The 21,995-nt window shown below is 69.8% G+C and carries 19 protein-coding genes and 1 pseudogene; 8 read left to right on the top strand and 12 right to left on the bottom strand.

Features of this window, described 5'->3' with window-relative positions:
• Positions 1–13 precede the first annotated feature (13 nt).
• The 4 genes from ACFY5C_RS40150 to ACFY5C_RS40135 form a co-directional block, all read right to left on the bottom strand.
• A complete protein-coding gene (locus ACFY5C_RS40150; RefSeq protein ID WP_389454918.1) occupies positions 14–358 on the bottom strand; it encodes a dihydrofolate reductase family protein in 345 nt (114 codons plus the stop codon).
• A 1,179-nt stretch (positions 359–1,537) separates the two neighbouring features.
• Complete coding sequence (locus ACFY5C_RS40145) at positions 1,538–2,239, bottom strand: bleomycin resistance protein (RefSeq protein ID WP_389454916.1); 702 nt, start codon at positions 2,237–2,239, stop codon at positions 1,538–1,540.
• A gap of 14 nt (positions 2,240–2,253) precedes the next feature.
• Positions 2,254–2,850 carry a nucleoside deaminase gene (locus tag ACFY5C_RS40140; protein ID WP_389454914.1) on the bottom strand — a complete coding sequence of 199 codons (597 nt, stop codon included), beginning with the start codon at positions 2,848–2,850 and terminating at the stop codon, positions 2,254–2,256.
• A gap of 181 nt (positions 2,851–3,031) precedes the next feature.
• The gene (locus ACFY5C_RS40135; protein ID WP_389454942.1) at positions 3,032–4,315 is read right to left on the bottom strand and encodes a phosphatase PAP2 family protein; all 1,284 of its coding nucleotides are present in this window, start codon (positions 4,313–4,315) and stop codon (positions 3,032–3,034) included.
• A 342-nt stretch (positions 4,316–4,657) separates the two neighbouring features.
• Here ACFY5C_RS40135 and ACFY5C_RS40130 point away from each other — a divergent pair, with 342 nt between their 5' ends.
• On the top strand, positions 4,658–5,791 hold the full coding sequence (locus ACFY5C_RS40130; RefSeq protein WP_389454912.1) for an AI-2E family transporter: 1,134 nt from the start codon (positions 4,658–4,660) through the stop codon (positions 5,789–5,791).
• A gap of 258 nt (positions 5,792–6,049) precedes the next feature.
• Here the strand turns inward: ACFY5C_RS40130 and ACFY5C_RS40125 are convergent, their stop codons facing one another.
• The 3 genes from ACFY5C_RS40125 to ACFY5C_RS40115 form a co-directional block, all read right to left on the bottom strand.
• On the bottom strand, positions 6,050–6,616 hold the full coding sequence (locus ACFY5C_RS40125) for a hypothetical protein (protein ID WP_389454910.1): 567 nt from the start codon (positions 6,614–6,616) through the stop codon (positions 6,050–6,052).
• Positions 6,617–7,270: 654 nt separating this feature from the next.
• Positions 7,271–7,471 (bottom strand): DUF418 domain-containing protein, encoded by a 201-nt coding sequence (locus ACFY5C_RS40120; RefSeq protein WP_389454908.1) that lies wholly within the window; start codon positions 7,469–7,471, stop codon positions 7,271–7,273.
• 131 nt (positions 7,472–7,602) lie between these two features.
• Positions 7,603–8,088, bottom strand: coding sequence for a carboxymuconolactone decarboxylase family protein (locus tag ACFY5C_RS40115; protein ID WP_389454906.1), 486 nt, complete (start codon positions 8,086–8,088; stop codon positions 7,603–7,605).
• A 260-nt stretch (positions 8,089–8,348) separates the two neighbouring features.
• Here ACFY5C_RS40115 and ACFY5C_RS40110 point away from each other — a divergent pair, with 260 nt between their 5' ends.
• Positions 8,349–9,224 carry an RNA polymerase sigma-70 factor gene (locus ACFY5C_RS40110; protein ID WP_389454940.1) on the top strand — a complete coding sequence of 292 codons (876 nt, stop codon included), beginning with the start codon at positions 8,349–8,351 and terminating at the stop codon, positions 9,222–9,224.
• Between the two features lie 44 nt (positions 9,225–9,268).
• Here ACFY5C_RS40110 and ACFY5C_RS40105 read toward each other — a convergent pair whose 3' ends face one another.
• The gene (locus ACFY5C_RS40105) at positions 9,269–10,336 is read right to left on the bottom strand and encodes a hypothetical protein (RefSeq protein ID WP_389454904.1); all 1,068 of its coding nucleotides are present in this window, start codon (positions 10,334–10,336) and stop codon (positions 9,269–9,271) included.
• A 354-nt stretch (positions 10,337–10,690) separates the two neighbouring features.
• Here ACFY5C_RS40105 and ACFY5C_RS40100 point away from each other — a divergent pair, with 354 nt between their 5' ends.
• From ACFY5C_RS40100 to ACFY5C_RS40090, 3 genes are read left to right on the top strand one after another with little or no spacing between them, the layout of a single operon-like run.
• A complete protein-coding gene (locus tag ACFY5C_RS40100; protein ID WP_389454938.1) occupies positions 10,691–11,614 on the top strand; it encodes a GNAT family N-acetyltransferase in 924 nt (307 codons plus the stop codon).
• Positions 11,615–11,665: 51 nt separating this feature from the next.
• Entirely contained in the window at positions 11,666–12,619 is a 954-nt protein-coding gene (locus ACFY5C_RS40095) for an SMI1/KNR4 family protein (protein ID WP_389454902.1), read from the top strand.
• A 47-nt stretch (positions 12,620–12,666) separates the two neighbouring features.
• The gene (locus ACFY5C_RS40090; protein WP_389454900.1) at positions 12,667–13,668 is read left to right on the top strand and encodes an LLM class flavin-dependent oxidoreductase; all 1,002 of its coding nucleotides are present in this window, start codon (positions 12,667–12,669) and stop codon (positions 13,666–13,668) included.
• A 30-nt stretch (positions 13,669–13,698) separates the two neighbouring features.
• Here ACFY5C_RS40090 and ACFY5C_RS40085 read toward each other — a convergent pair whose 3' ends face one another.
• Positions 13,699–14,880: a PP2C family protein-serine/threonine phosphatase gene (locus tag ACFY5C_RS40085; protein WP_389454936.1), complete on the bottom strand. Its 1,182-nt coding sequence runs from the start codon at positions 14,878–14,880 to the stop codon at positions 13,699–13,701.
• Positions 14,881–15,058: 178 nt separating this feature from the next.
• Positions 15,059–15,451, bottom strand: a complete 393-nt coding sequence (locus tag ACFY5C_RS40080) for a VOC family protein (RefSeq protein ID WP_389454898.1) — start codon at positions 15,449–15,451, stop codon at positions 15,059–15,061.
• A 245-nt stretch (positions 15,452–15,696) separates the two neighbouring features.
• Between ACFY5C_RS40080 and ACFY5C_RS40075 the strand changes: the two genes are divergently transcribed.
• Entirely contained in the window at positions 15,697–17,931 is a 2,235-nt protein-coding gene (locus ACFY5C_RS40075; protein WP_389454896.1) for an RICIN domain-containing protein, read from the top strand.
• Positions 17,928–18,752: pseudogene (locus ACFY5C_RS40070) on the top strand (ThuA domain-containing protein); the annotation flags it as partial. The gene ACFY5C_RS40075 and the pseudogene ACFY5C_RS40070, both read left to right, overlap by 4 nt.
• 12 nt (positions 18,753–18,764) lie before the next feature.
• Here ACFY5C_RS40070 and ACFY5C_RS40065 read toward each other — a convergent pair.
• Both ACFY5C_RS40065 and ACFY5C_RS40060 read right to left on the bottom strand, forming a co-directional pair.
• Entirely contained in the window at positions 18,765–18,989 is a 225-nt protein-coding gene (locus ACFY5C_RS40065) for a hypothetical protein (protein WP_389454894.1), read from the bottom strand.
• Between the two features lie 240 nt (positions 18,990–19,229).
• Positions 19,230–20,072 (bottom strand): TRM11 family SAM-dependent methyltransferase, encoded by an 843-nt coding sequence (locus ACFY5C_RS40060; protein WP_389454892.1) that lies wholly within the window; start codon positions 20,070–20,072, stop codon positions 19,230–19,232.
• Positions 20,073–20,262: 190 nt separating this feature from the next.
• On the opposite strand from ACFY5C_RS40060, the gene ACFY5C_RS40055 reads away from it, so the two are divergent.
• The gene (locus ACFY5C_RS40055) at positions 20,263–21,678 is read left to right on the top strand and encodes an MFS transporter (protein ID WP_389454890.1); all 1,416 of its coding nucleotides are present in this window, start codon (positions 20,263–20,265) and stop codon (positions 21,676–21,678) included.
• Positions 21,679–21,995 lie beyond the last annotated feature (317 nt).

Here is a 21,995-nt window from a genome sequence, read left to right as displayed (position 1 = left end):
CGTTCGCGTCCCCTCATCCCGGGCTCCGAGAGCCGTCAGTCGTTCGCGACGGGGTGGTAGCGCAGGGTTCACCTCCGCGGTGCGGTCGTCGCCATTGCGCAGTTCGAGCCGAATGGGTATGCCCCCCGGGGTTGTCGAACAGGCGGATCCCGTCGCCGAGCAGCACCGGCGCGATGTGCAGGTCGATCTCGTCGACCGGACCGCGCTGGAGGAGTTGCCTCCCGATCGTGGGCGAGAACACCTCGAGGTTCTTGCCGCCGGCGGCCTCCAGCCCGATCCGGACCGCCTCGGCCACGTCGCAGGTCAGGAAGGTCACGCCCTCGGCCTGCTGCGCGTCTTCAGGAGGGTGCGTCAGCATGAAGAGCGGCCCCTGCCATGCACCGCCGTAGATGGCGCCGGGCTCGGGGTGGGCATCCCAGCCCTTCCGGCCGCCCAGTACGGCGCCGGTCGTCTCGACGTACTCCTCGATGATGCCGGGCCGGGACGCGATGCCGGCAGTCCCGGGGAGAACGTGCTGTCGCGGGCCTGGGAGGTCTCGGAGGTCTCTGCGGTGCCCATGATCGGTTCCTCTCGTCGGTAGTCGTCGGCCGGGCCCGCCCCGGAAATTCGTCGGTGGTCGGCCCCACGGCGGACGCCGTACCGCGCCGCAGGCACGCGCCGTACCGGCACGTCCGGTGAGCCTCCGCGGACCCAGGGGGAACCGAGCCGCGCCGGCCTGAAGACCCCCCTCACTGGCGGCACCGTGATCGTCACCGGCCGCGTGGTCAAACGCGACGGCGAGCTGGTGGACGTGGATCCACTAGCGCTGAGGCCCTGCCGGCCGAATCACGCAACCGGATCGCGGCAGCCGCCGGCATCCCGCTCGACGGCACATGGCGACCCCGGCCGGCATCGCAGTGAGCGCACATGGCGCCCCCAGCCCGCATCGCAGTGATCGCACTCGGCCGACGGCATCTGCAGCCCCGTCCGGCTCCACGCCATTGGAGTGAGGGCCGTGGCGGAACGATGACAGCATGTCGCGTGCGTCGGTCTGCTCTTGAGGCGGCGCGGCAATGCCAGGCCGAGTGGGATTCCTGTAAGGAGGGGGACGCATGCGGAAGTTCATCCGAGCGCGGCTCATCGTGCTCATGCTGCTCATCGGGGGTCTCGCTGCTCTCGCACCGGTCAGCCACGGTGGCTGAGGAGCGCTGACGCGACAAGGCGGGCGGTCGCCGGCCGGCCGGCGACGCCTCCGAGTCAGAGGCCGACAGGGCCACCGTGATCACATCGGCGCGCAGCCGGCCAGTGCCGCGCAAGCTCGAGGATGCGGCACCGGGGCCGGTGGTGACGTGGTGGTCGGCGCCGGTGGGCAGCCGCAGTCTGAGCCGCCGGGCTCCCCGAGCCGGCCGGTGCCGCTGTGCACCGACTGCCCTGATGGGTATGGCCGTTCACCGGTGTCAGAGCTGCCGGGCGCGGACGGCGGTCAGTATCGACTTCCGCGAACGCCACGCGGTCGACCGTGACCGTCTCAGGACACCGCGCCGTAGCCTTGGAGGCTTCAGACTCGCAGTTCATCGAGACGTTCGAGGTCGTCGCGTGCCGACTCCCGCTGCCGGGGGGTGAGATGGATCGCCGCGGCCTGGGCGAGCGCGGACGCCGCGGTCCCTTCGTCACCGAGGCGGCCTGCGACGTCCGCGCGCAGCACGAGGAGGCGCAGCAACTGCACGGGGCTGGGCCGCTCGTCCTCGATGCGCAGCACGCGGTCGATGACCTTCGCGGCGGATGCCGGGTCGTCCTTCGATTCCGCCAGGAGGGATGCGTGGTGGAGGGCTCTGGAGAAGGTTTCCTCGGGTGCGGGCCGGTGATGTTGGTCCAAGCTTGTCCGCTGCCCGATTCGCAGGCAGTTGCCGCCGGGATCGGTCACCAGGAACTGCCGCATGCCGTACGACATGTCCTTCACCGGCCCGATGCGTGGCAGCCCTCGGGTGGGGATCCTTCCGTAGGTCGCCTTGAGGCTGGTCCGAAAGGCCTCGTGCAGTCCGTCGACGTCATCGGTTTCGACGTAGCAGGTGCTGAACGATGTGGTCGGCTCATAGCGCTTCATGCCGAAAAAATGAAGCATGATGCCGCCGCGCTGCACGACAGCGTAGGGGTTGGGGCTCTTCTGCTGGAACGTGACCTCGAACCCGAGGGCGGTGTAGAAGTCGAGAACAGGCTGGATGGTCCGGCACGGCAGGATCGGAATGGTCTTCTCGTCCACATCCGACAGTCTAGTCAAACTTGAACAGTGACGGGGAGGGTTCGGCGCAGCAGTTGGGCCTCCCTGAAGAGGCGGTTCGTACGGTCAGCCAGGACACCGCCCAACAGCAGTTCCGGACGGTAGAAGGACCGCGCGGAGTCGGCCACCTCCCGTGCCGACAGGTCGATCTGACTGATCTCGGTGCGGCGGATCTCGTCGATGGAGCTCCCCCAGACGATGCGACGCAGGTTCGCCCACGCCATCGCGCTCATGCACATCGAGCAGGGTTCGCCCGTCGTATAGAGGGTGGTCTCGGACCAGCCCTGGTTGCCGTGCCGATGGACGTAGTCGTTCATGGCGACCACCTCGCCGTGCAGCATCGGGTTGTCCGCGCCCGAGTTGACTCCGCTCCCCAGGACCTCGCCGGTACGGTTGTCCACGATCACCGCGCCGAACGGCCACTCGGGGTTCCTGCGAGCATGCTCAATGGCCCGTTCCATGAACCGCTCGTGACGGGTGTCCGGGTGGGCATGACCTACCCCGACCGCGCGCCGCGGGAGCGCGAACGCCCCCGCAGCTCCCGCCACCACAATTCCGCACCTGCCGAGGAACTGACGCCTGCCCGAGTCCATACGCTGCTCCCTGTCCGCCATCGCACGACATCTCCGAAGAGTTGTCAGACCATGGCAGATGGTTTCCTGCCTGACTCCGCATCACGCACCGGCCCATGGCGTACCAAGCCCATGGCGCACCAAGTCCATGGCAAGTCCAAGGACCGGAACATCGCCGGAACAGAACCTGATGCGCCAGGAGTCAGACCATTTCGGGTTGCGGCTCGAGTTGCAGCTCCGGTGCAGCCTTCGGTTCCCAGAGTTTGGTGGTCCGCATGTAACCGAGGATCACCGAGACCATCGCCAGAAGGAGAAGGGGGCCGAACACCAACGGATATCTGGCCACCTCGATCGGCAGATAGCGATACGACACCAACAGGGCCGCGAAGACCGTCGTGCCGTAGGCAACCAACTGGATTCCCGACCGGTCCCAGCCACGAGCGAGCGAACGCATCGCCGCCTCGATCGTGAGCGCGAACACCACGCCGGCGACGATGTCCACGCCGTAGTGGTAGCCGAATCCCAGAGTCGCGCCGAGCGTGGCGAGCAGCCAGAAGGTACCTGCGAATCGCAGGATCCGCGGCCCCTGACGGGAGTGAAGGAAGATCACGGTCGCCCAGGCCGTGTGCAGGCTGGGCATGCAGTTGCGTGGGGTGATCTCGTCGAACGGCATCGCGTGCGGCGCGCTGGTCGGCGGCGCCGTCTCCGGCCACAGGTTGGCGACCGCCCACTGCCCGCCGTCGACGCCGTAGGCGAAGACCGGCCCGACGACCGGATAGATCATGTAGATGCCGGGCCCGAGAAGGCCGATGACCAGAAACGTGCGCACCAGATGGTGGCTCGGGAAGCGGCGCTCGGCGGCCACGTGGCGCAGTTGGTACAGCGCGACGACCACTGAGGCCACCGCGAGCTGGACGTATACGTAGTCGAGAACGTGGGCGCCGATCGGGCCGGTGGCCCGAACCATCCGGCCCACCAGCCACGACGGGTTGCCCAGCGCCTGATCGGCGGTCGCCATGTACTGGTCCAGCACCACCGGGCGGGTCTTCGACGTGATGTGCAGCCACGCGTCGCCGGTCTTACGGCCGGCCACCAGCAGCAGGCCCAGCCCCACGCCCTTCAGCAGCAGCGCACGTTCCCGGCCGGTGCGGCGCGTGACAGCGATGACCGCGCAGCCCAGCATCACCCACAACGCGCCGTTGCCGAAGGGGTGGCCTTCGGTCACCTCTATGTCGGCCACCCACCGCACCACAAGGAATATGAGGTCGATACCGATGGCGGCACCAACCGCGACGAAGCGTTGTCGCCGGGTGAGCACCACCATCATCAACGCCATTCCGGCGTACAGCAGGAAACCCGACTTGGGCGGGAATATCACCTCCCGCGCCTGTGTGGTGATCGGCCCCGGTATGCCGTAGTGGCGCGCCGCGACCTCCAGCGCGACGAGGAACCCGAGCGTCACCGCACCCGCAGCGGTCCACAGCATCGCCCGTGGTTGACGCCACGCGGCGACGGCGAACTTGATTCTGTTTTTTATTCGCGAGAACGCCCGCGACGACATGGATATCAATTTGTTTGGCCGGTTTTCAGATGTTAGGTAAACAGGTCACTTTGCTCTGATTGGTACGGATTTCGGTCAGCAGTTGGCGATGAGGACGATCATCGCGAGTTCGAACATGTTAGCGGAGAAGGCCAGGAGGTTTCGGCTCGGTGAACTGACGCCCGCTCAGCGCGGTGACAGCCCGCCTCGACGCTGCCGGTACCGGCCTTCGGGGGAATTCCACGTCGGCCGGGCAGTCCGGTGGCGGTCGGGTGGTACGGGCATGAGATGGCCACGCCCCCCGATCGGCCCGCCTCGCCGCTCGAGCACCCGAGCGGCGTGGAGTCGCGCGTGCCCGGGCTGCTGCGGACCGCCGCCGCGTACGCATGGCGGATCATCGCCGTCGGCATCGTCGTCCGCGTCGCCTTCTCCGTGCTCGGGCAGTTCCACCGGATCGCCGTCGCAGTCTTCCTCGGTCTCGTCATCGCGGCCGTGCTCCGCCCCGTGGCCGGCCTCCTCGCCCGCTACATGCCCCGCCCGCTCGCGGTCGCCGCCGCGCTCATCGGGGGCATCGTCCTCGTCCTCGGGGCGCTGGCCCTGGTGGGTGAGACGGTGGCGGACCAGCGAAGTGGGCTGGAGCGGGAGTTCGTTACGGGGATCGACCGGATCGAGCGTCAGCTGGAGGAGCCTCCGTTCCGGCTCCCCCCGGACGTGTTCGATGATCTCCAGTCCCGGATCGGCAAACTCCTGTCGAGTCACCGCTCGACCCTCATCAGTACGGCGCTCAGCGGCGCGAGCCGGCTGCTCGAGGTGCTGACCGTGCTCGCCCTGGCTCTGTTCTGCGCGGTCTTCTTCACGCACTCGGGCGAGAAGCAGTGGCAATGGCTGTGCGATCAGCTCCCCGTGGCGGCCCGTCAGCGCTTCGCCGTCGCGGGCGCGGCCGCCTGGCGGACGTTCACCGGTTACACGCACGGCATCCTGCTGGTCGCCGCAACCAACGCGGTCCTCGTCGGCATCGCACTGCTCGCTCTCGGGGTGCCCCTCGCCGTACCTTTGGCGCTGCTGGAGTTCGCGGCCGCGTTCATCCCGCTGATCGGCTCACCGATCGCTCTCGCGGTCGCAGCCGTCGTCGCGCTGGCTTCCAAGGGCGTGCTGATCGCCCTGCTGGTCGTGGCGCTGATCGTGGTCATCGGACAGATCGAGGGCCACCTCCTGCACCCCATCGTGATGAGCTGGGCCGTCCGCCTGCACCCGGTGGTGGTCGCGCTGGCGGTCGTCGGCGGAGCGGTGGCGGCGGGGGTGATCGGCGCCGTGGTGGCCGTACCGGCGGTGGCCGTGGTGTGGTCGGTCTGCCAGGCACTGCGAGGCCGCACCGGCGAGCCGGAGGGGGTCGGGGCGAGGTCCGGCGGCGACAGCGCCTGAGGCGTCTCCCGGCACCGGAATTTCCGCTGGGACGGGGCGAGTTGACGGATGCGGTCTGGGGGCGATGCCGCCGCTGGTGCCGGGAACGGGCGGCCGGTACGGCGCCGGACGGCCGGTCAGTGGCCGGCCAAATCCATGCCGCCGCTGGTGCCGGGAACGGGCAGCCGCTACGGCGCCGGGCGGCCGGTCAGTGGCCGGCCAAATCCATGCCGCCGCTGGTGCCGGGAACGGGCAGCCGCTACGGCGCCGGACGGCCGGTCAGTGGCCGGCGCCGGCCTTGACGAGGGCGACGGCCAGGCCGATCACCGCATCCAGCACGCCGGCCAGTACGGCGGCCGCGGTGCTGTTGCCCATCCGGGCACCGCCGTACCAGCCCCAGCCGAACAGTGTGGCCACGTTGACCCCGGCCGCGGCGAACAGGGCGGTGTCCAGGTCCATCACGTCCAAGGCCGCGGAGCCGATCAGGATGAGCGGGCCGACCGCGGACAGCAGCAGCGGGCTGCTGACCCACAGCATCCGGCGCAGCTCCGCGCCGGTGGCAATCCGGCCGTGCACCGTGCGGTGGGCCTGCTCGTCGGCGACGATCGTCGCGAGCCAGAGACCGCCGGCGGCGGCCGCCACGCTGGTCGCGGCCCCGGCTGAGGAGGGGTCCTCCGCCGCCGTCAGGCCGATCACCACGGCGATCATGGTGATGGTCGCGTACAGCCGTTCCTTGAGCCAGTTGAGCCAGTCGGCCGTGGACGGCGGGTCTTTGCCCGCCCCGGCCCCCGGGCCGCCGGCCGGGAGGGGCAGGCCCCCGATGCCCTCGCTGTCGTCGTGGCCCATGCGGTCAGCGTAGGTGTTCGGGCGGACCTGTCTGACGGTACGTCAGGGTGTGTCGCCGGGGGCGAGGAGTGGCTATGGCCGTACGGCGGGTGCCTGCCTGCGGTGCTCTCGTACGGGTAGTGAGCAGCACGGAGTCCGGTGAGCAGGGCAATGGCGACGGTGTCGGCGATGCTGACGGCGGCGCACATGTGGCCGTCCGGTAGCCGTCGGCGAGCAGGGGGGCGGCGGTCAGGCGGGCGACGGCCAGCGAGCTGCCCCGGTCGGCTTCCGCCAGCCCGTCGGGTGGGGTGACCCGGGGCGATGCGGCCACGTCTCGGTGAGAACCTCGCGGTAGACCGTGTCGGAGCACATCGCGAAGTCCGCACGGTCGAACTGCCGCGCCTGCGCCACCTCGACGTAGACGCGTGTCCGCAGACGCGTATCCGCTCGCGCAGTGCCGCCGTCTGCGGCCGCTTGCCCAGGCGGTCCGGCAAGGCTGCTCCCAGCGAGCGCCCACATGGTCGAAGACGCCGGGCCGTAGAGCGTGCTGGGTCGGGAAGTGGTACATCAGCCCCCGACTGGTCAGTCCGGCATGCTTCCCCGCGGCTTCGAGCGTGCTCGTCCCGCGGCCTTCGACCGACCCGGAGCAGCTCCGAGGCCCCCCGCCGTGCCGGCTCAGCGGCGCAGGGCCCGGCGCTGTATGGCCTCCAGCGGGCCGTGGGAGAACCGTCGCAGCCACAAGGCCGAGTCGACGACGAGGAGGACGCAGACCGTCGCCCACAGGCCCATCACCCACCAGGGGCCGCGACCGGCGAAGTGTTCGGCCAGGCCCAGGCCGATGCCGATGCCGATGCCGATGCCGATGCCGGCCAGCATGCACAGCACGTTCTGCCGCCCACCGGCGCCGAGCCCTTCTCCATCCTCAAAGCCACAGCCCGCTGACCACCCCGCGCCCCGGCCCGGGTCCGATGGCCCGGGACGGGGCGTGCAGGTCGGGCACCTGACGGTCAGTTCGACAGGTCGGTGAACATGCCGGGCTCGTACGTCCCTCCCTGCATGCGGGTGATCACGCCGAGCCGGTTGGCCGCGTTGATCATGGCGACCAGTGAGACCAGCGCGGCGATCTGGTCGTCGTCGTAGTGCTTGCGCACCTGTGCCCAGGTCTCGTCGGACACGCCGTGGTGGGCGTCGGCGAGCCGGGTGCCCTCCTCGGTTAGCGCCAGCGCGGCCCGCTCGGCCTCGGTGAACACGCCCGACTCGCGCCAGGCGGCGACCAGGTGAATCCGCACCGCCGTCTCGCCGGCCGCTGCGGCTTCCTTGCTGTGCACATCGACGCACCAACCGCAGCCGTTGATCTGGCTGGCACGCAGTTCCACCAACTGCTGCAGGTCCTTGGGCAGCGACGACTCCATGATCGCCAGGCTCACGTTGTACATCCGCTTGCCGACCTTGGCTCCGACCGCGTTGGTCATCAGGTTGAAACGGGATTCCATCGGCTTCGTCCTCACTTGTGCGACGGCGTACCGCGCGGATCGTTCGCGCAGCGTCCGGACGAACACCAGATGCCGGCGCTCCGCTCCCTGTGACAGCGGCGATGGTGTGACGTGCGCCACCGGGTTCGGATGTCACAAAGCAGCGGGGACCGGCATCTTGTGCGTGAGAACGTGGGAGAGCGAACAGGTGGGAGTCAGCCGTGACCGAGCGCAACCCGCGACCGAAGGACAGCGCTGCGCCACTTGCTCCCGGCGACGGGATGAACTCCGCCACCGAGGCGTTCGTCGCACACCGGAATCTGCTGTTCACCGTCGCCTACGAGATGCTCGGCTCGGCTGCCGACGCGGAGGACGTCCTGCAGGAGACCTGGCTGCGATGGGTCGGCGTCGATCTCGGCACCGTGCGCGATCAGCGGGCGTTCCTCGTCCGGATCACCACACGCCAGGCACTGATCGGGCTGCGTACACTCCGCCGACGCAAGGAGTCCTACGTCGGCCCCTGGCTGCCCGAACCGCTGCTGACCGCGCCCGACGTGGCCGAGGACATCGAGTTGGCGGAGAGCGTCTCGATGGCGATGCTGCTGGTGCTGGAGACACTCGGCCCCACCGAGCGGGCGGTGTTCGTGCTGCGCGAGGTCTTCGACCTGGCCTACGACGAGATCGCGGAAGCCGTCGACAAGACCCCGGCCGCCATCCGTCAGATCGCTCACCGCGCGCGGGCGCACGTCGCAGCGCGCCGCCCGCGCGGGGCCGTATCGCCGGGCGAGGCGCAGAACGCGCTCGACGCCTTCCGCCGGGCGGTCGATTCGGGCGATCTGCAACGGCTGCTCGACGTCCTCGCGCCGGATGTCGTCCTGCTGGGCGACGGCGGCGGAGTCGTGCAGGCCGTAACGGCACCCGTCGTCGGTGCTGACGAGGTGGCCCCTCTGGTCGCGGGGCTGGCCCGCTTCGGCGCCGCGGCGTCGCTGCAGCCGGCGCACATCAACGGCCATCCGGCCCTGATTCTCCGGCTGGACGGTCAGATCGACACGGTGTTGGCCATCCGCATCGACGACGGTCTCATCACCGGCCTCTACGCCGTACGCAACCCCGAGAAGCTGTCACGCGTGGAGCACGAGACCTCGATGAGCCGCTGAAGGCGCGCTGCCAAACCGGGCCGCTCCGCGGTACGGCCGACCCGCTAGCGCAGACGGCGTACGACCTGCGCCTCGGCGCGTTCCACGGCGCTGCGGCCGTGCGTGTGCACCAGAGCCAAGTGGAACAGGGCCGGCGTGACCGGCGCCCAACGATGCAATCGGTCGGGGCGCAGGAGGTAGCGCATCACGTCCGCCGGGCGGAACGCCACGTACTCGATGCTCTGGTGCTCCCAGCGGTCGGCGACTCCCCGTGAGATACGGGACCGTAGTGCCTCTCCCGTCAGGTCGGTGAGATGAGCGGTGAAGTGGGCGCTCCACTGGCGCCGTTCGACGTCGAGGACGAACGCCAGCATGGTGAGCGTGTACTCGTGCCGTTCCAGGGAGAGTTCCTCGCTCATGCCGCGCCGTGCGACGTCGTACAGGTCGGGTGCGGTGCGGCCGGCCGAGTCGATGTGCCGGGAGAGCCCTTCGTTGACCGAGGATCCCCAAAGACCGGGGCCGGAACGCACGTGGTCGGATCGCCTGCTGACGACGAGCAGGTGGTCGGCCGTGACCACGGCCACGTTGACGCCGAAGCTGCACTGCAGGAACTCGGGGGCTTCCAAGGGGCGGTCGGGGTCGAGGTAGCGCCGGCGCGGGGTGGTGCCGTCGGACAGCCTGCGGTCCAGCTGCTGTGCCGCGAGGAAGGTGAAGTAGTCCGTGGGGCGCAGCCGCAGCAGGACGTCGGCATGCTCCTCCAGTGCCGTGCGGGAGATCTCGATGCCCTCCACGGCGTAGCGGGGCCCGTTCCAGATGCGCACCCGCGTTCCGGATGCCTCCGCCTGCTCCTCCGCCGCCTCGATCTCCGCCCGCCACGACGCCATCTCCTCGGGCAGGACCACCTCCCCCTCCAGCACCCGCACCCGCACCGACTCCGGCGCGATGGCCTGCTCACCGTCGCCCTCGACGACCAGCGCCGACGTCTGCAGCGGGCCGATCGAAAAGGTCGACCAGGTGGACAGCGGGCCGTCGCCCTCACGGAACGTCAGACTGCGTATGACGGCTGCCGATCGGCGTCGGATCCTGAACCAGGCGTCCTGGAGTGGCTGTTGGAACAAGATGGCCAGGACCATGCCGCAGACGGCGCCGACTATCCCATTGACAAGATCGATTCCGGACACAGGACCGCAGGGTATACCGCGCGCCAGGGCCGCGGCCTCGACTCTGTCATGAACCCGGGCCTTGCCGAGCGCTGCCGGCTGGGTGTTCGAAATGGGTTTGCGGACCCGGGCCGCCCTTGGATAGACGTTACGGCTGGACCCCGGCCACGAGGGCTGAGGGGCACGACAGTGAGAGGAGGGGTGAGCCGATGGCCCCCATGATCACCGCGCTTGTGTCCTCCCGGGGCGCGGACCGCGTCTGATCCCCGGAGCGGACGAGCGCCTTCACCGGAGTGTGCCTTGACCGTGGAACAGAACGACCTGATCATGCGTCCGATCGACGGACGCGAAGAACTCGACCTCTTCTCCCGACTTCCCTACGCCCTCAACGCGGAACTGGCCGACGACCTCGCCGACGGCCGCCGCCGTCCTGAATGGATGTGGGTCGCCGTGCGTGGTGACCGCCTGCTGGCCAGGGCTGCCTGGTGGAGTCGGCCCGGCAGCGACACACCGCTGATCCTGGATGTCCTCGACATGGACGACCGCGCCCCGGGCCCCGATCGCCTGGACATCGGGGAGCGGCTGCTTCGGACGGCGACGGCCGCCGTCCTCCCGGACTGTGCGCGTCCCCCGGAGTACAGCCGTTTCATCCCGCCGGACTGGCGTGACAGCGCGATGTCGAGACAGGTCGTCGAAGACCGGATGACGGTCCTGGAACGGACCGGCGCCCGGCTCTTCGTCGAGCGACTCCGCTTGGAATGGAGCCCGACCTCTCCGGTCCCGGGGCCCAGCAGGCGTCTGTCGTTCCGGCCGGTCCGGGGTGCCGGGGAACTCGTGACCCTGATGGCCCTGGTCCTGGACGGCACGCTGGACGCACATGGCCGTGACGACCTGACGCGGCGCTCTGCTCAGGAGGCAGCCGCCCGGCATTACGAGGACGAACTGGCGCGCTACACCAGCCCACGGGACTGGTGGCGGATCGCCACACTGCCCGACGGGGAGCCGGTGGGGTTCGTCGTCCCGGCCCACAACGGCTACAACCCGATCATCGCCTACGTCGCGGTCCTGCCCAGACATCGAGGCAAGGGTTACATCGACGACGTCCTCGCCGAAGGAACCCGCATCCTCGCCGCACAGGGCGTTCCGCGCATCCGCGCCGCCACGGACCTCGGCAACGTCCCCATGGCGGACGCCTTCCGGCGGGCCCGGTACGTCAACTTCGGACGTGAGATCAACATGACCTGGAACTGATCACGCATGTCTCCCCGCCGGCACCGTCAACCAGCAAGGAGCACAAGGCCGTTGAACGTCGAACTCCCCCCGTTCGTGCGCGACACCGCTGCCCGGTTCGGGGCCGGCGTCCCCTACGCCCTGAAGGTCCTGGCCGGCCGGCTGGCCGACGACCCGGACATGGGCCGGCCGTCCAGTCTGCCCGGCATCCTCACCGTGATGGTCGAGGGCGACCTGTACGAGGACTGCCCCGACCTGGCCGTCGGCTACATCCGCGAGTCCGACCGGATCGAGATCCGGTACGTGAACCTCGCCCCCTCCGCCGAGCCCTTGGCGCCCGCCGAGGCGGAGGACACAGATCAGGAGCAGGTCCAGCCCGCCGACCCGATGACCGAGGCCGTCACCGTACGGCAGATCGCCGACGCCTGGCTGCGCATCATCCGCCGGCTCCGGCACGACGCCCCCGACTCCTGTGCCGCGCTGCGCACCGGTGCCGAACTCACCGCGATCGCCGCCTTGGAGAGGGACCTCGGCGTCCGCATACCCACCGAGCTGCGCACCCTGTGGCTGCTGTGCGGAGGCGACGACGGTGCCGACAGCTGGGGCTCGGGATGCCTGCCGGGCAACGAGGCCCTGATGGCCCTGGACGCCGTGGCCGACGTCTACCGGCGGAAGTTGGACACCCAGGCCGACCTCGACACCGACAACGCCGGCCGCCTCGAGGAGGAGCGGACAACCGTGTGGAAGGCGACCTGGATTCCGGTCGTCTCGCACGGTGCGTCCGACACCACCTCCGGCCTGTACCTGGACGCTGCGACCGGTTACCTGGGCCGTTGGTCCCTCTACAACGACGCCTGGGACGAAGAACTCGACACGCTGGTCACCTACTTGGAGGAAGCCGCCGACATGCTCGAAGCCCCGGCACTGGCCACGCGGGACAAGCCCGGCCTGGTCGGTGGGGCGCTGGTGTGGCGCAGGGGGTCCGGCCACGCGACGGATGACGTCTGGCGTCCTCTGACCGGCTGACCATGCAAGAGGCCTCCAGCCGCGAGGCGTTCGGCCATGCTGATCACATGATGGGTGTGCCGTTCTCCGTACTCGAAGTCGCGATGGTCCAAAGCGGTACGGACCCCATGGACACCTTGAGGGACACGACCGAGTTCGCCCGTCGCGTCGAAGGGCTCGGCTACCGACGGCTCTGGTACGCCGAGCATCACCACTCCCCCGCCATCGGCGCCTTCCCGCCGGTGGTGCTGGTCGCGCACGCCGCCGCGTCGACGTCCTCGATCCGGCTGGGCTCCGGGGGCGTCCTCGCGCCCAACCATGCTCCGATCATGCTGGCCGAACAGTTCGGCACGCTCGCCGCGTTGCACCCTGATCGCGTCGATCTCGGAATCGGCCGTGGCCCGGGAACCGTGCACGAGGCGACAGCCCTGGCCCTGCGGCGCGGGGCGGGACCGGCGACGGACGACGAGTACCGCGACGACGTGGTGGCGACGCTGCGCTTCCTGGTCGACGAGGTCGCACTCGGCTCGCTGCCCGAGCCCTGGCTGCTGGCCTCCAGCACCTCCGGTGCCGCTCTCGCCGCGCAGCTCGGTCTGCCGATGGCCTTCGCCCATCACTTCCGTCCCGAGAACACCGCCGCTGCGATCGAGCACTACCGCGCGCACTTCGTGCCGTCCCACTGGTGCCCGAGACCGCGTGTGCTGCTGTGCGTGGAGGTGGTCTGCGCCCCGACCCGTGAAGAGGCCGAATGGCTCGTCGGGCCGATGAACGTCGTCAAGGTCGGACTTCTCCAAGGGCGAAGCGACATCGCCTTTCCCACCCCTGACGAAGCGGCTGTGCATCCCTTCTCCGGCCAGGAGCGTCAGGCCCTCGCGGCGTTCCACGCGCACCAGGCGTACGGCGACCCCGCGACCGTCGTGCGCCGTCTCACGGAGCTGACCGACGCGACCGGGGCCCAGGAGTTGATGCTCGTTTCGCCGGTGTACGGACTGAAGGACCGCCTCCGGTCCTTCGAGCTCATCGCCGCGTCGTCACCCGCGCAGGGCGACGCGTCAGTCGACCCCACGTAGGGCAGGCCTCCCTGCCACCGCTCAGCCGCGTCACCGCGTCGGCGGCCACCACTCGAACAGCAGCAGCGTCGCGTCGTCCCGGAGGCTCCCGGGCTGTGCGTCCAGGATCGAGTGGATCAGTCGCCTCAGGGTTTCCGGCGCCAGTTCGCCCGCGGCCGTGGCGCGGATGATGTAGTCGGTGAAGTGCTCCAGACCGAACATGCCGCCGTCCCGGGTACGGGACTCGGTGACGCCGTCGGTGTAGAGCAGCACGCGGTCGCCGGGCTGGAGGGCGATCTCATGGGTCTGCCGCGTGCGCTGGGCAAGCAAGGACGGCAACCCCATCGGCGGTTCGGGCTCCCGCTCCATGGCGTCGACGAGCAGCCGCTGGTCCCGGATGAGCAGCGGCGCGGGGTGCCCGCAGTTGGTCCAGCGCAGCACGCCGCCCGCCAGGTCGAGCTGGGCGAGGACGCCGGTGCAGAACTGGTCGGGCAGCCACCGGGCCAAGGCGTCGTCCACGCTCCGCACCAGTTCCGGCAGGTCGGCCCCGGTGCGCCGGGCGTTGCGGCAGGCGGCGAGCGACACGGCGGTGGTCAGGCCCGAGGCCAGGTTGTGGCCCATGGCGTCGAGGACGGCGGCGTGCAGGGTGGTCTCGGTGAGGGAGTGGTCGAAGGCGTCGCCGCCGAGTTCGTAGGCGGGCTCCAGAACGGCCGTGGACACGACGTGCGCCGTGCCGATCGTGCGGGGCGGCAGGAAGGCGCGCAGCATCTCGGCGGGCAGCTGCATCGGTTCGGTGCGGGTCCGTCGTACGAAGGAGTCCTTGTACGCCCGCTTGGACGTGATCATCATGGCCAGGAGAGCGGCGAGCGTACGGCTGCGGCGCAGTGAGGCCGGTGTCAGGGTCGGTGAGTGCACCGCGAGGACGCCGAGCCGCTCCGCGCCGTCCACCAGGGGGAGCCAGGCTGTCATGCCGCCGGCCTCGGACTCCTCCACGCGCAGGGACTGGGTGCGGTACGTCCAGCCGGCGAGCGAGTCGTCGACCGGCAGCGGGGAGCCCGCGTCGGTCAGCGGGAGCAGCCTGCGCTGCTGGAGGTCGGCGAGGTAGACCACCGCGTGGTGCAGTCCCAGGGCCTTGGAGCAGCGGGCCACCGCGGTGGACAGGTCCAGCGCCGCGTTCTCCGGGTCGGCGAGGAACTCCTCCAGCAGACCGTCGCCGGGCTCGGCCGTCACCACCTCGTCTCCTCTCGTCGGGACCGTGGCACGCAGTTCGGGCGCGTCGTTCAGCAGTCTCACATCGCGGCCCGTGGCGTGCCCGGCGACGGGGGGCGGGCCGGGACGGTGGCGGGCCCCGGCGACACCGCCGTACGGATGAGTGGTTGAGGGGTCTGTGCACGATGCCGAGATCGGCCGGTCAGTCCTCCTGGACCACGGAGAGCACGTTCCCGGCGGGGTCGGTGAACCAAGCGATCGCCGTGGGGCCGCCCTCGCCGACCCGAACGATGCCTTTCTCGTCGTGGTCGAAGCCCGAGTAGCGCTCAAGAGTCACGCCGCGCCGCTCCAGTTCGGCGACGGCGGCCTCGATGTCGTCCACGGGGAAGTTGAGGATCGTGAACGTCGCGGGGGTGTGCGTGTCCTTGGGATAGACGAAGACGTGTCCGCCACCGCCGAGCCTCACGATCAGCATGCGCATCTCGCCCTGCCCCATATCCTCCACCTGGAGGCCGAGGGTCTCGCCGTAGAACCGGCGGGCCGCGTCGAGATCGTCGACCGAGAAGCCGCTGTACGCCTGCGATTGACCGAGCATGCCGGATGTCTCCTTCGTGGGTGAGCCGTTCTGGCCTCCCAGCGCACATCACGGGCGCCGCGGCCGGCGGCACGCCGCGCTGGCAGCCGTCCGGATGGTCGTGCGACCTTCAGCCGTCAGAGTTGGCCTATACCAAAGTCTTGACAGTGGTTTCCGTCACTTCTTAAATCATGCAGTGAAATAAGCGTTGCCCCCTTCACCCCCTCACCCCCCACTCATGCCGCATCGCCGGCGCAGGAGATGACATGCCCCCTACATCGCGACCAGCCATCAGAGGCCGCGGTCCATTGACCGCGGCCTTTGTCGCCGCCGCCACGGCCGCCTCGCTCCTCAGCGCCGTCCAGCCCACCCAGGCCCTCCCGGAACGTGCCGCCGACGCAGCCCCTTCCGCCGCCGCCCTCCCCACCAGCTGGTCCACGGTGGTGAACAGCGGCAGCGGCAAGTGCCTGGACGCACGAGCGGCCGGCACCGTCAACGGCACCGCGGTGCAGCAGTACGCCTGCAACAACAGCACGGCGCAGCAGTGGAGCTTCACACCGACCAGCGACGGCTATGTGCGGATCAACAACCGCAACGACGCGCAGCAGGTGGTGGATGTGAGCGATGTGTCCACGGCCGACAACGCAGCCGTTCATCTGTGGACGTACGGCGGCGGCAACAACCAGCAGTGGCAGGCCGTCGACGAGGGCGGCGGCGCCTACCACTTCGTCAACCGGCACAGCGGCAAGTGCCTTGACGTACCGTCCGCCTCGACGGCCGACAGCGTCCAGCTGGTGCAGTACACCTGCAACGGCTCGTCCGCCCAGCGCTTCCAGGTCGCGCCCGTGAGCACCGCCCCGGGGGATGTCGACCTCGGTCCCAACGTGGCCGTCTTCGATCCGTCGATGCCGTCGTCCACGATCCAGAGCCGACTGGACTCGATATTCCGGCAGCAGGAGACGAACCAGTTCGGCTCCGAGCGCTATGCGGTGATGTTCAAGCCGGGCACGTACAGCAACGACGTCAACGTCGGCTTCTACACCCAGGTCCTGGGCCTGGGCCAGTCCCCCGACTCGGTCACCATCAACGGCGCCGTGCACGTCGAAGCGGACTGGTTCCCTCCGCAGAACGCGACCCAGAACTTCTGGCGGGGCGCGGAGAACCTCTCGGTGAACCCCACGGGCGGCACTGACCGCTGGTCCGTCTCCCAGGCGTCCGGGTACCGGCGCATGCACGTCCGCGGCAACCTCGAACTCAGCGACGGCGGCTGGTCGAGCGGCGGCTTCATGGCCGACACGAAGATCGACGGACAGGTCCGCTCGGGGACACAGCAGCAGTGGCTGACCCGCAACTCACAGCTCGGCAGCTGGACCGGTTCCAACTGGAACATGGTCTTCGTCGGCAGCCAGGGCGTACCGGGCAACACCTTCCCCAACCCGCCATACACCACCGTCAACCAGACACCGACCGTACGCGAGAAGCCCTTCCTGTACGTCGACAACGCGGGCGCCTACCGGGTGTTCGTGCCCTCCCTGCGGACCAACTCCTCGGCCACGAGCTGGGCCGACGGGGCCGCGGCGGGCAGCTCCCTCGGCATCGACCAGTTCTTCGTCGTCAAGCCGGGCGCAACGGCCTCGCAGATCAACGCCGCTCTCGCAGAGGGCAAGAACCTGCTGGTCACCCCCGGTGTCTACCACCTGAACCAGACCCTGCGGGTCACCCGCCCCGACACCGTCGTCCTCGGGCTCGGCCTGGCCACGTTCATCCCGGACAACGGCATCACGGCCATGACGGTCGCCGACGTCGACGGCGTGAAGATCGCGGGCGTCCTCTTCGACGCCGGCACGACCAACTCCCAGACCCTGGTGGAGATCGGCCCGTCCGGCGCCGCCGCCAACCACGCGGCGAACCCCACCTCCCTGCACGACGTGTACTTCCGCGTCGGCGGTGCGGCCGTGGGCAAGGCGACCACCAGCCTCGTCGTCAACAGCGACAACGTCATCGGCGACCACATGTGGATCTGGCGCGGCGACCACGGCACCGGCATCGGCTGGAACAGCAACACCGGCGACACCGGCCTCATCGTCAACGGCGACAACGTCACCATGTACGGCCTGTTCGTCGAGCACTACCAGAAGCACCAGACCATCTGGAACGGCAACGGCGGGCGGACGTACTTCTACCAGAACGAAATGCCCTACGACCCGCCCAACCAGGCCGCCTGGATGAACGGTTCCACGCAGGGCTACGCCGCCTACAAGGTCGCGAACTCCGTGACCAGCCACCAGGCGTACGGGCTGGGCAGTTACTGCTACTTCAACGTCAACCCGTCCGTCACCGCAGAGCACGCCTTCGAGGTCCCCAACACCCCGGGCGTCCGCTTCCAGAACATGGTGACCGTCTCGCTCGGCGGTACCGGAACCATCCGGCACGTCATCAACGACCGGGGCGGCCCGTCCAACTCGTCCACCAACGTGGCCAACCTGGTGAGCTATCCGTGAGGCGCCTGGCAGCACGACTGCTGGCGGGGCTGGCCCTGGTACTCGGGCTGACCGCGGGGCCGGGGCCCGCCGGACTGAACGCCTCCGCCGCGCCCCAGGCACCCGCCTTCAAGGTCATCGCCTTCTACAACGGCACCTGGGACGCCGCGCACATCGACTTCGTCAAGGAAGCCAACGAGTGGTTCCCGCGCACCGCCGCCCAGAACAACTTCACCTACCGGGCGACGACCGACTGGAACCTGCTCGCCAACGGCGGGGTGAACGACTACCAGGTCGTCCTCTTCCTCGACGACGCGCCGGACACCGCGGCCCAGCGGGCCGGCTTCGAGCGGTACATGCGGGCGGGCGGCGGCTGGATGGGCTTCCACGTCTCGGCGTTCACGACCGACGCCGGATCGTGGCCCTGGTACTACAACAACTTCCTCGGCAGCGGGAACTTCAGGTCGAACACCTGGGGTCCCACGACGGCGGTCCTGCGCACCGAGGACCGTACGCACCCTTCGACGACCGCACTGCCGGCGACCTTCACCTCAGCTGTGAGTGAGTGGTACAGCTGGTCCAACGACCTGCGCACCAAGCCGAACATCAAGATCCTGGCCTCGGTCGACCCGTCGAGCTTCCCGCTGGGCACCGACCCCAACCAGTCCTGGTACAGCGGCTACTACCCGATCCTGTGGACCAACACCCAGTACCGGATGCTGTACGCGAACTTCGGCCACAACGCCATGGACTACGCCACCAACACCCGCCTGTCCTCCACGTTCGCGAGCCCCACCCAGAACCGCTTCCTCATCGACGGCCTGAAGTGGCTCGGCGGCGCGGCCGAATAGCTGTCACCCTTCAGTTCGTGCCGCGCCCGTGAGCTCCGAGATGCCTGCCTCCAAGGTGATCGGCGGTTCGAATCGCAGATCACGACGCGCGGCTTCGATGCTGAACCAGTGAGGGTGCACAAGCTCGGCGACGAGGAAGCGGCTGAGCGCGTGCGTGCGGGTGAGTCCTGTCAGCCGCAGCACGCGCTCGCTGGTGGCCGCCGCGGCCTGGGCAAGCGGCGCAGGCACGGTGCACCAGGTGGCCCGAAGTCCGGCCGCGCGCAGAAAGTGGGAGGTGATGTCACGAAGGAAACGGGGTCGTCCTGGGTGATGAAGTAGGCGCGGCCCCCGATGGGCCTGCCCTGCTGGAGTGCGTCCAGGGCGAGCAGGTGAGCGTGGGCGGCAGTACGTAGGTGCGTGGTGTCGACAAGGTTGGGCCGTCGCCGGGCCGGGAGCGCGGTTCCCGCCTGGTCGCCGACGTCGTGGCCCTCATCGACCGCAGCGTGTACCGGCCCCTGCCGCACACGGTCTATCCCGCCGCCCAGGGGAGGGTGAACACTTCGACATCCGCTTGGCCGCCACCGAACTCATGGGCAGCGACCGCACCCTGACCCATTTCGCGCAGCTGGTCCACAGCAGGCTGGACCTCCCCCTGCGGCCGGGCAGGTGAGCCTCACGCGAGCCGAGTTCACGGGCGCCGTCAGCGACGGACGGAGGAGGCCGGCGGGCGCTGCAGCCGGAGCCTGCCGGTTTCGCCACCGCGCCTGCCCTCAGCCCCTGTCTGCGCCAGACGAACAAGGAAGGGTTGCGCCCCGAACAGCGCAGACGTTGCACGTGTACGGGTGTGAAGTGGTGCCGGATGGCGGTGGCAAGGTCGTCGCGGTCGGGCAGGAGGAGCACGGCCATGCCGCCAGGGGCAAGGACTCGGCGCAGTTCCGTCCACCAGCGCGAAGGGTGTTCGCAAGCAGGCCGCGGGCGTGGACCTGGGTGCCCCAGGGCGTTGCACAGCACGCGGTCGACCGAATCCTCGGGAAGGGGGAGCCGACCGGCGTCACAGCGACGGATGGCGACGGGCAGCTCACCGGCGTTGGTGCGGGTGGCGGCGACCGCGTCCGCGGCGAGGTCGAAGCCGTGGCAGCGGGCGTCGGGCTGGGCGGTTGCCGCCTCGATGAGCAGGGTACCGGCGCCGCAGCACGGGTCGATGACGACGTGGCCGGGGCGGATGTCGGCCGGCTGGGCCATGGCTGCGGCGAGCGGCGGGTGCAGGGTGCCCGGGACGGTGCGCTGCTTGTAGGCGCGGCGGTGCAGCGGGCGGTCGTCGAACCGCAGCATGAGGGTGGCCCCACTGCCGTCCAAGGTCAGGCGCCAGCCACAGCAGCCGGGCGGGGGCGCGGTTCCTGCCCTGCGCGAGTGGTAGGGGACGCCGAGGTGACGCCTGTGACCTGCTCCTTCGATATGCGGTATATGCCCCTTACTGTGGCTCGTGATCCAGAGCCTCCGCGGACGGGATGGAGTTGGGGCCGTGGCGTTCGCGGAGTCGGCCGGTGGTGAGTCCTCGCCCCCGCAGGAGTCGGGCGCGGAGCCACGGCGACGGTCCTGGGCGCCGTTGTTGGCGGTGTGCGCCGGTTACTTCATGGTGATCCTGGATGTGACGGTGCTCAATGTCGCCGTGCCGGTGATCGGCCGGGAGCTGTCGGCCTCGCTGACCGGCATCCAGTGGATCACCGACGGGTACACCCTGGCCTTCGCCGGCTTCCTGCTGACCGGTGGCGCGTTGGGCGACCGGCTGGGCAATCGCCGGGTCTTCTGCTCGGGCGTGGCGGTGTTCACCGTGTCGTCGGCCGCGTGCGCGCTCGCGCCGGGCACCGCCTTCCTGGTCGTGGCCCGGCTGGTGGAGGGGTTGGGCGCGGCGCTGATCGTGCCCGGGTCCCTGGCGCTGCTCCAACAGGCGTACCCGGAGCCGGCCACCCGCTCACGGGCCTTCGGGTTGTGGGGGTCGATGGCGGGTATCGCGGCCTCTGCCGGGCCACTGCTGGGCGGGCTGCTCGTCTCCACGGTGGGCTGGCGCTGGGTGTTCCTCATCAACCTGCCCGTCGGCGTGGTCTGCCTGGCGCTGACGCTGCGTCATGTCGCACGCTCACCCCGGCGTGCCGACCGGGCCCTTGACTGGCCGGCGCAGGTCGCGGTCGTGGCCGCGGTGGCACTGCTGACCGCGTCGCTCAACGAGGCCGGCCGGCGCGGCTGGTCAGACCCGGCGGTGCTCGCCGGGGTGGGTCTGGCCGTGCTGGCCGCAGTGGCATTCGTGATGCGCGAGCGGCTGGCCCGGGCGCCTGCCCTGCCGCTGAACCTGCTGCGCTCTCGCGCCATGAGCGGCGGGGCCGTCATCGGACTGCTGTTCAACTTCGGCTTCTACGGCATGGTGTTCACCGCGAGCCTGTACTTCCAGCATGAGCGCGGCTTCAGCGCCCTCGGCACCGGGCTGGCGCTGTTCCCCGCCGTGGCGATGACCATGTTCGCGTCCATTCTGTCCGGGCGGCTGACCCGCCGCACGGGCGATCGTCCACTGGTGATCTCCGGCATGGTCCTGGCCGCCGCGGGACTGGCCGGCTGGGCCGCGGCGGGAGCCGATCCCGCGTACGCGCTGCTGGTGGCACCGATGATGGCCGCCGGGTTCGGTACCTCCTTCGCCCTCACCGGCTCGACAGCCACCGTGATGGGCGCGGCACCCCCGGCGTACTCGGGGGCCGCCTCCGCCCTGTTCAACACCACCCGCCAGATCGGCAGTGCCACCGGGGTGGCGCTCGGCGGCAGCCTGCTCGCCACAGCGACCGATTACAACACCGGGCTGCGTACGAGCATGGCCATCGGCGCACTCGCCTACCTCACAGCCGCCGGCCTCGCATGGCTGTGCGTGCCGGGGAGGACCGAGAGGACGTAGCGGCCTGGAGGGCGGCCGCGCGGGCCGGGGGCGGGCCGTCGTATGCGCGCGCAGGTGCGGCGCAATGGCCCGTCAGCCGGTATGCCGAGCTGATCGGGGCGCTGGAGGTGACAATGCCGCACCACGCCGGTGCGACGTGCGCACACGACCGGCGCCCGGTCCCGCCCCGCAGCGGCCCTGCCGCCGCCGAACTCGGCGCCATGCTGAGGACGCCCGCCGGACGCGCCCTCGACGAAAGCAAGCGCGCAGGACGAGCTCCTGCGCCCTGCTGAGGACGCGGCCGGCCGCCAGGTCCAGTCGGTACCCCACATCGCCCA

This window comes from Streptomyces sp. NPDC012935, assembly GCF_042900345.1.
Classification (GTDB): Bacteria; Actinomycetota; Actinomycetes; order Streptomycetales; family Streptomycetaceae; genus Streptomyces.
The sequence above is the reverse complement of the archived record's forward strand: the minus strand, read 5'-3'. Positions and strand labels throughout refer to the sequence as shown.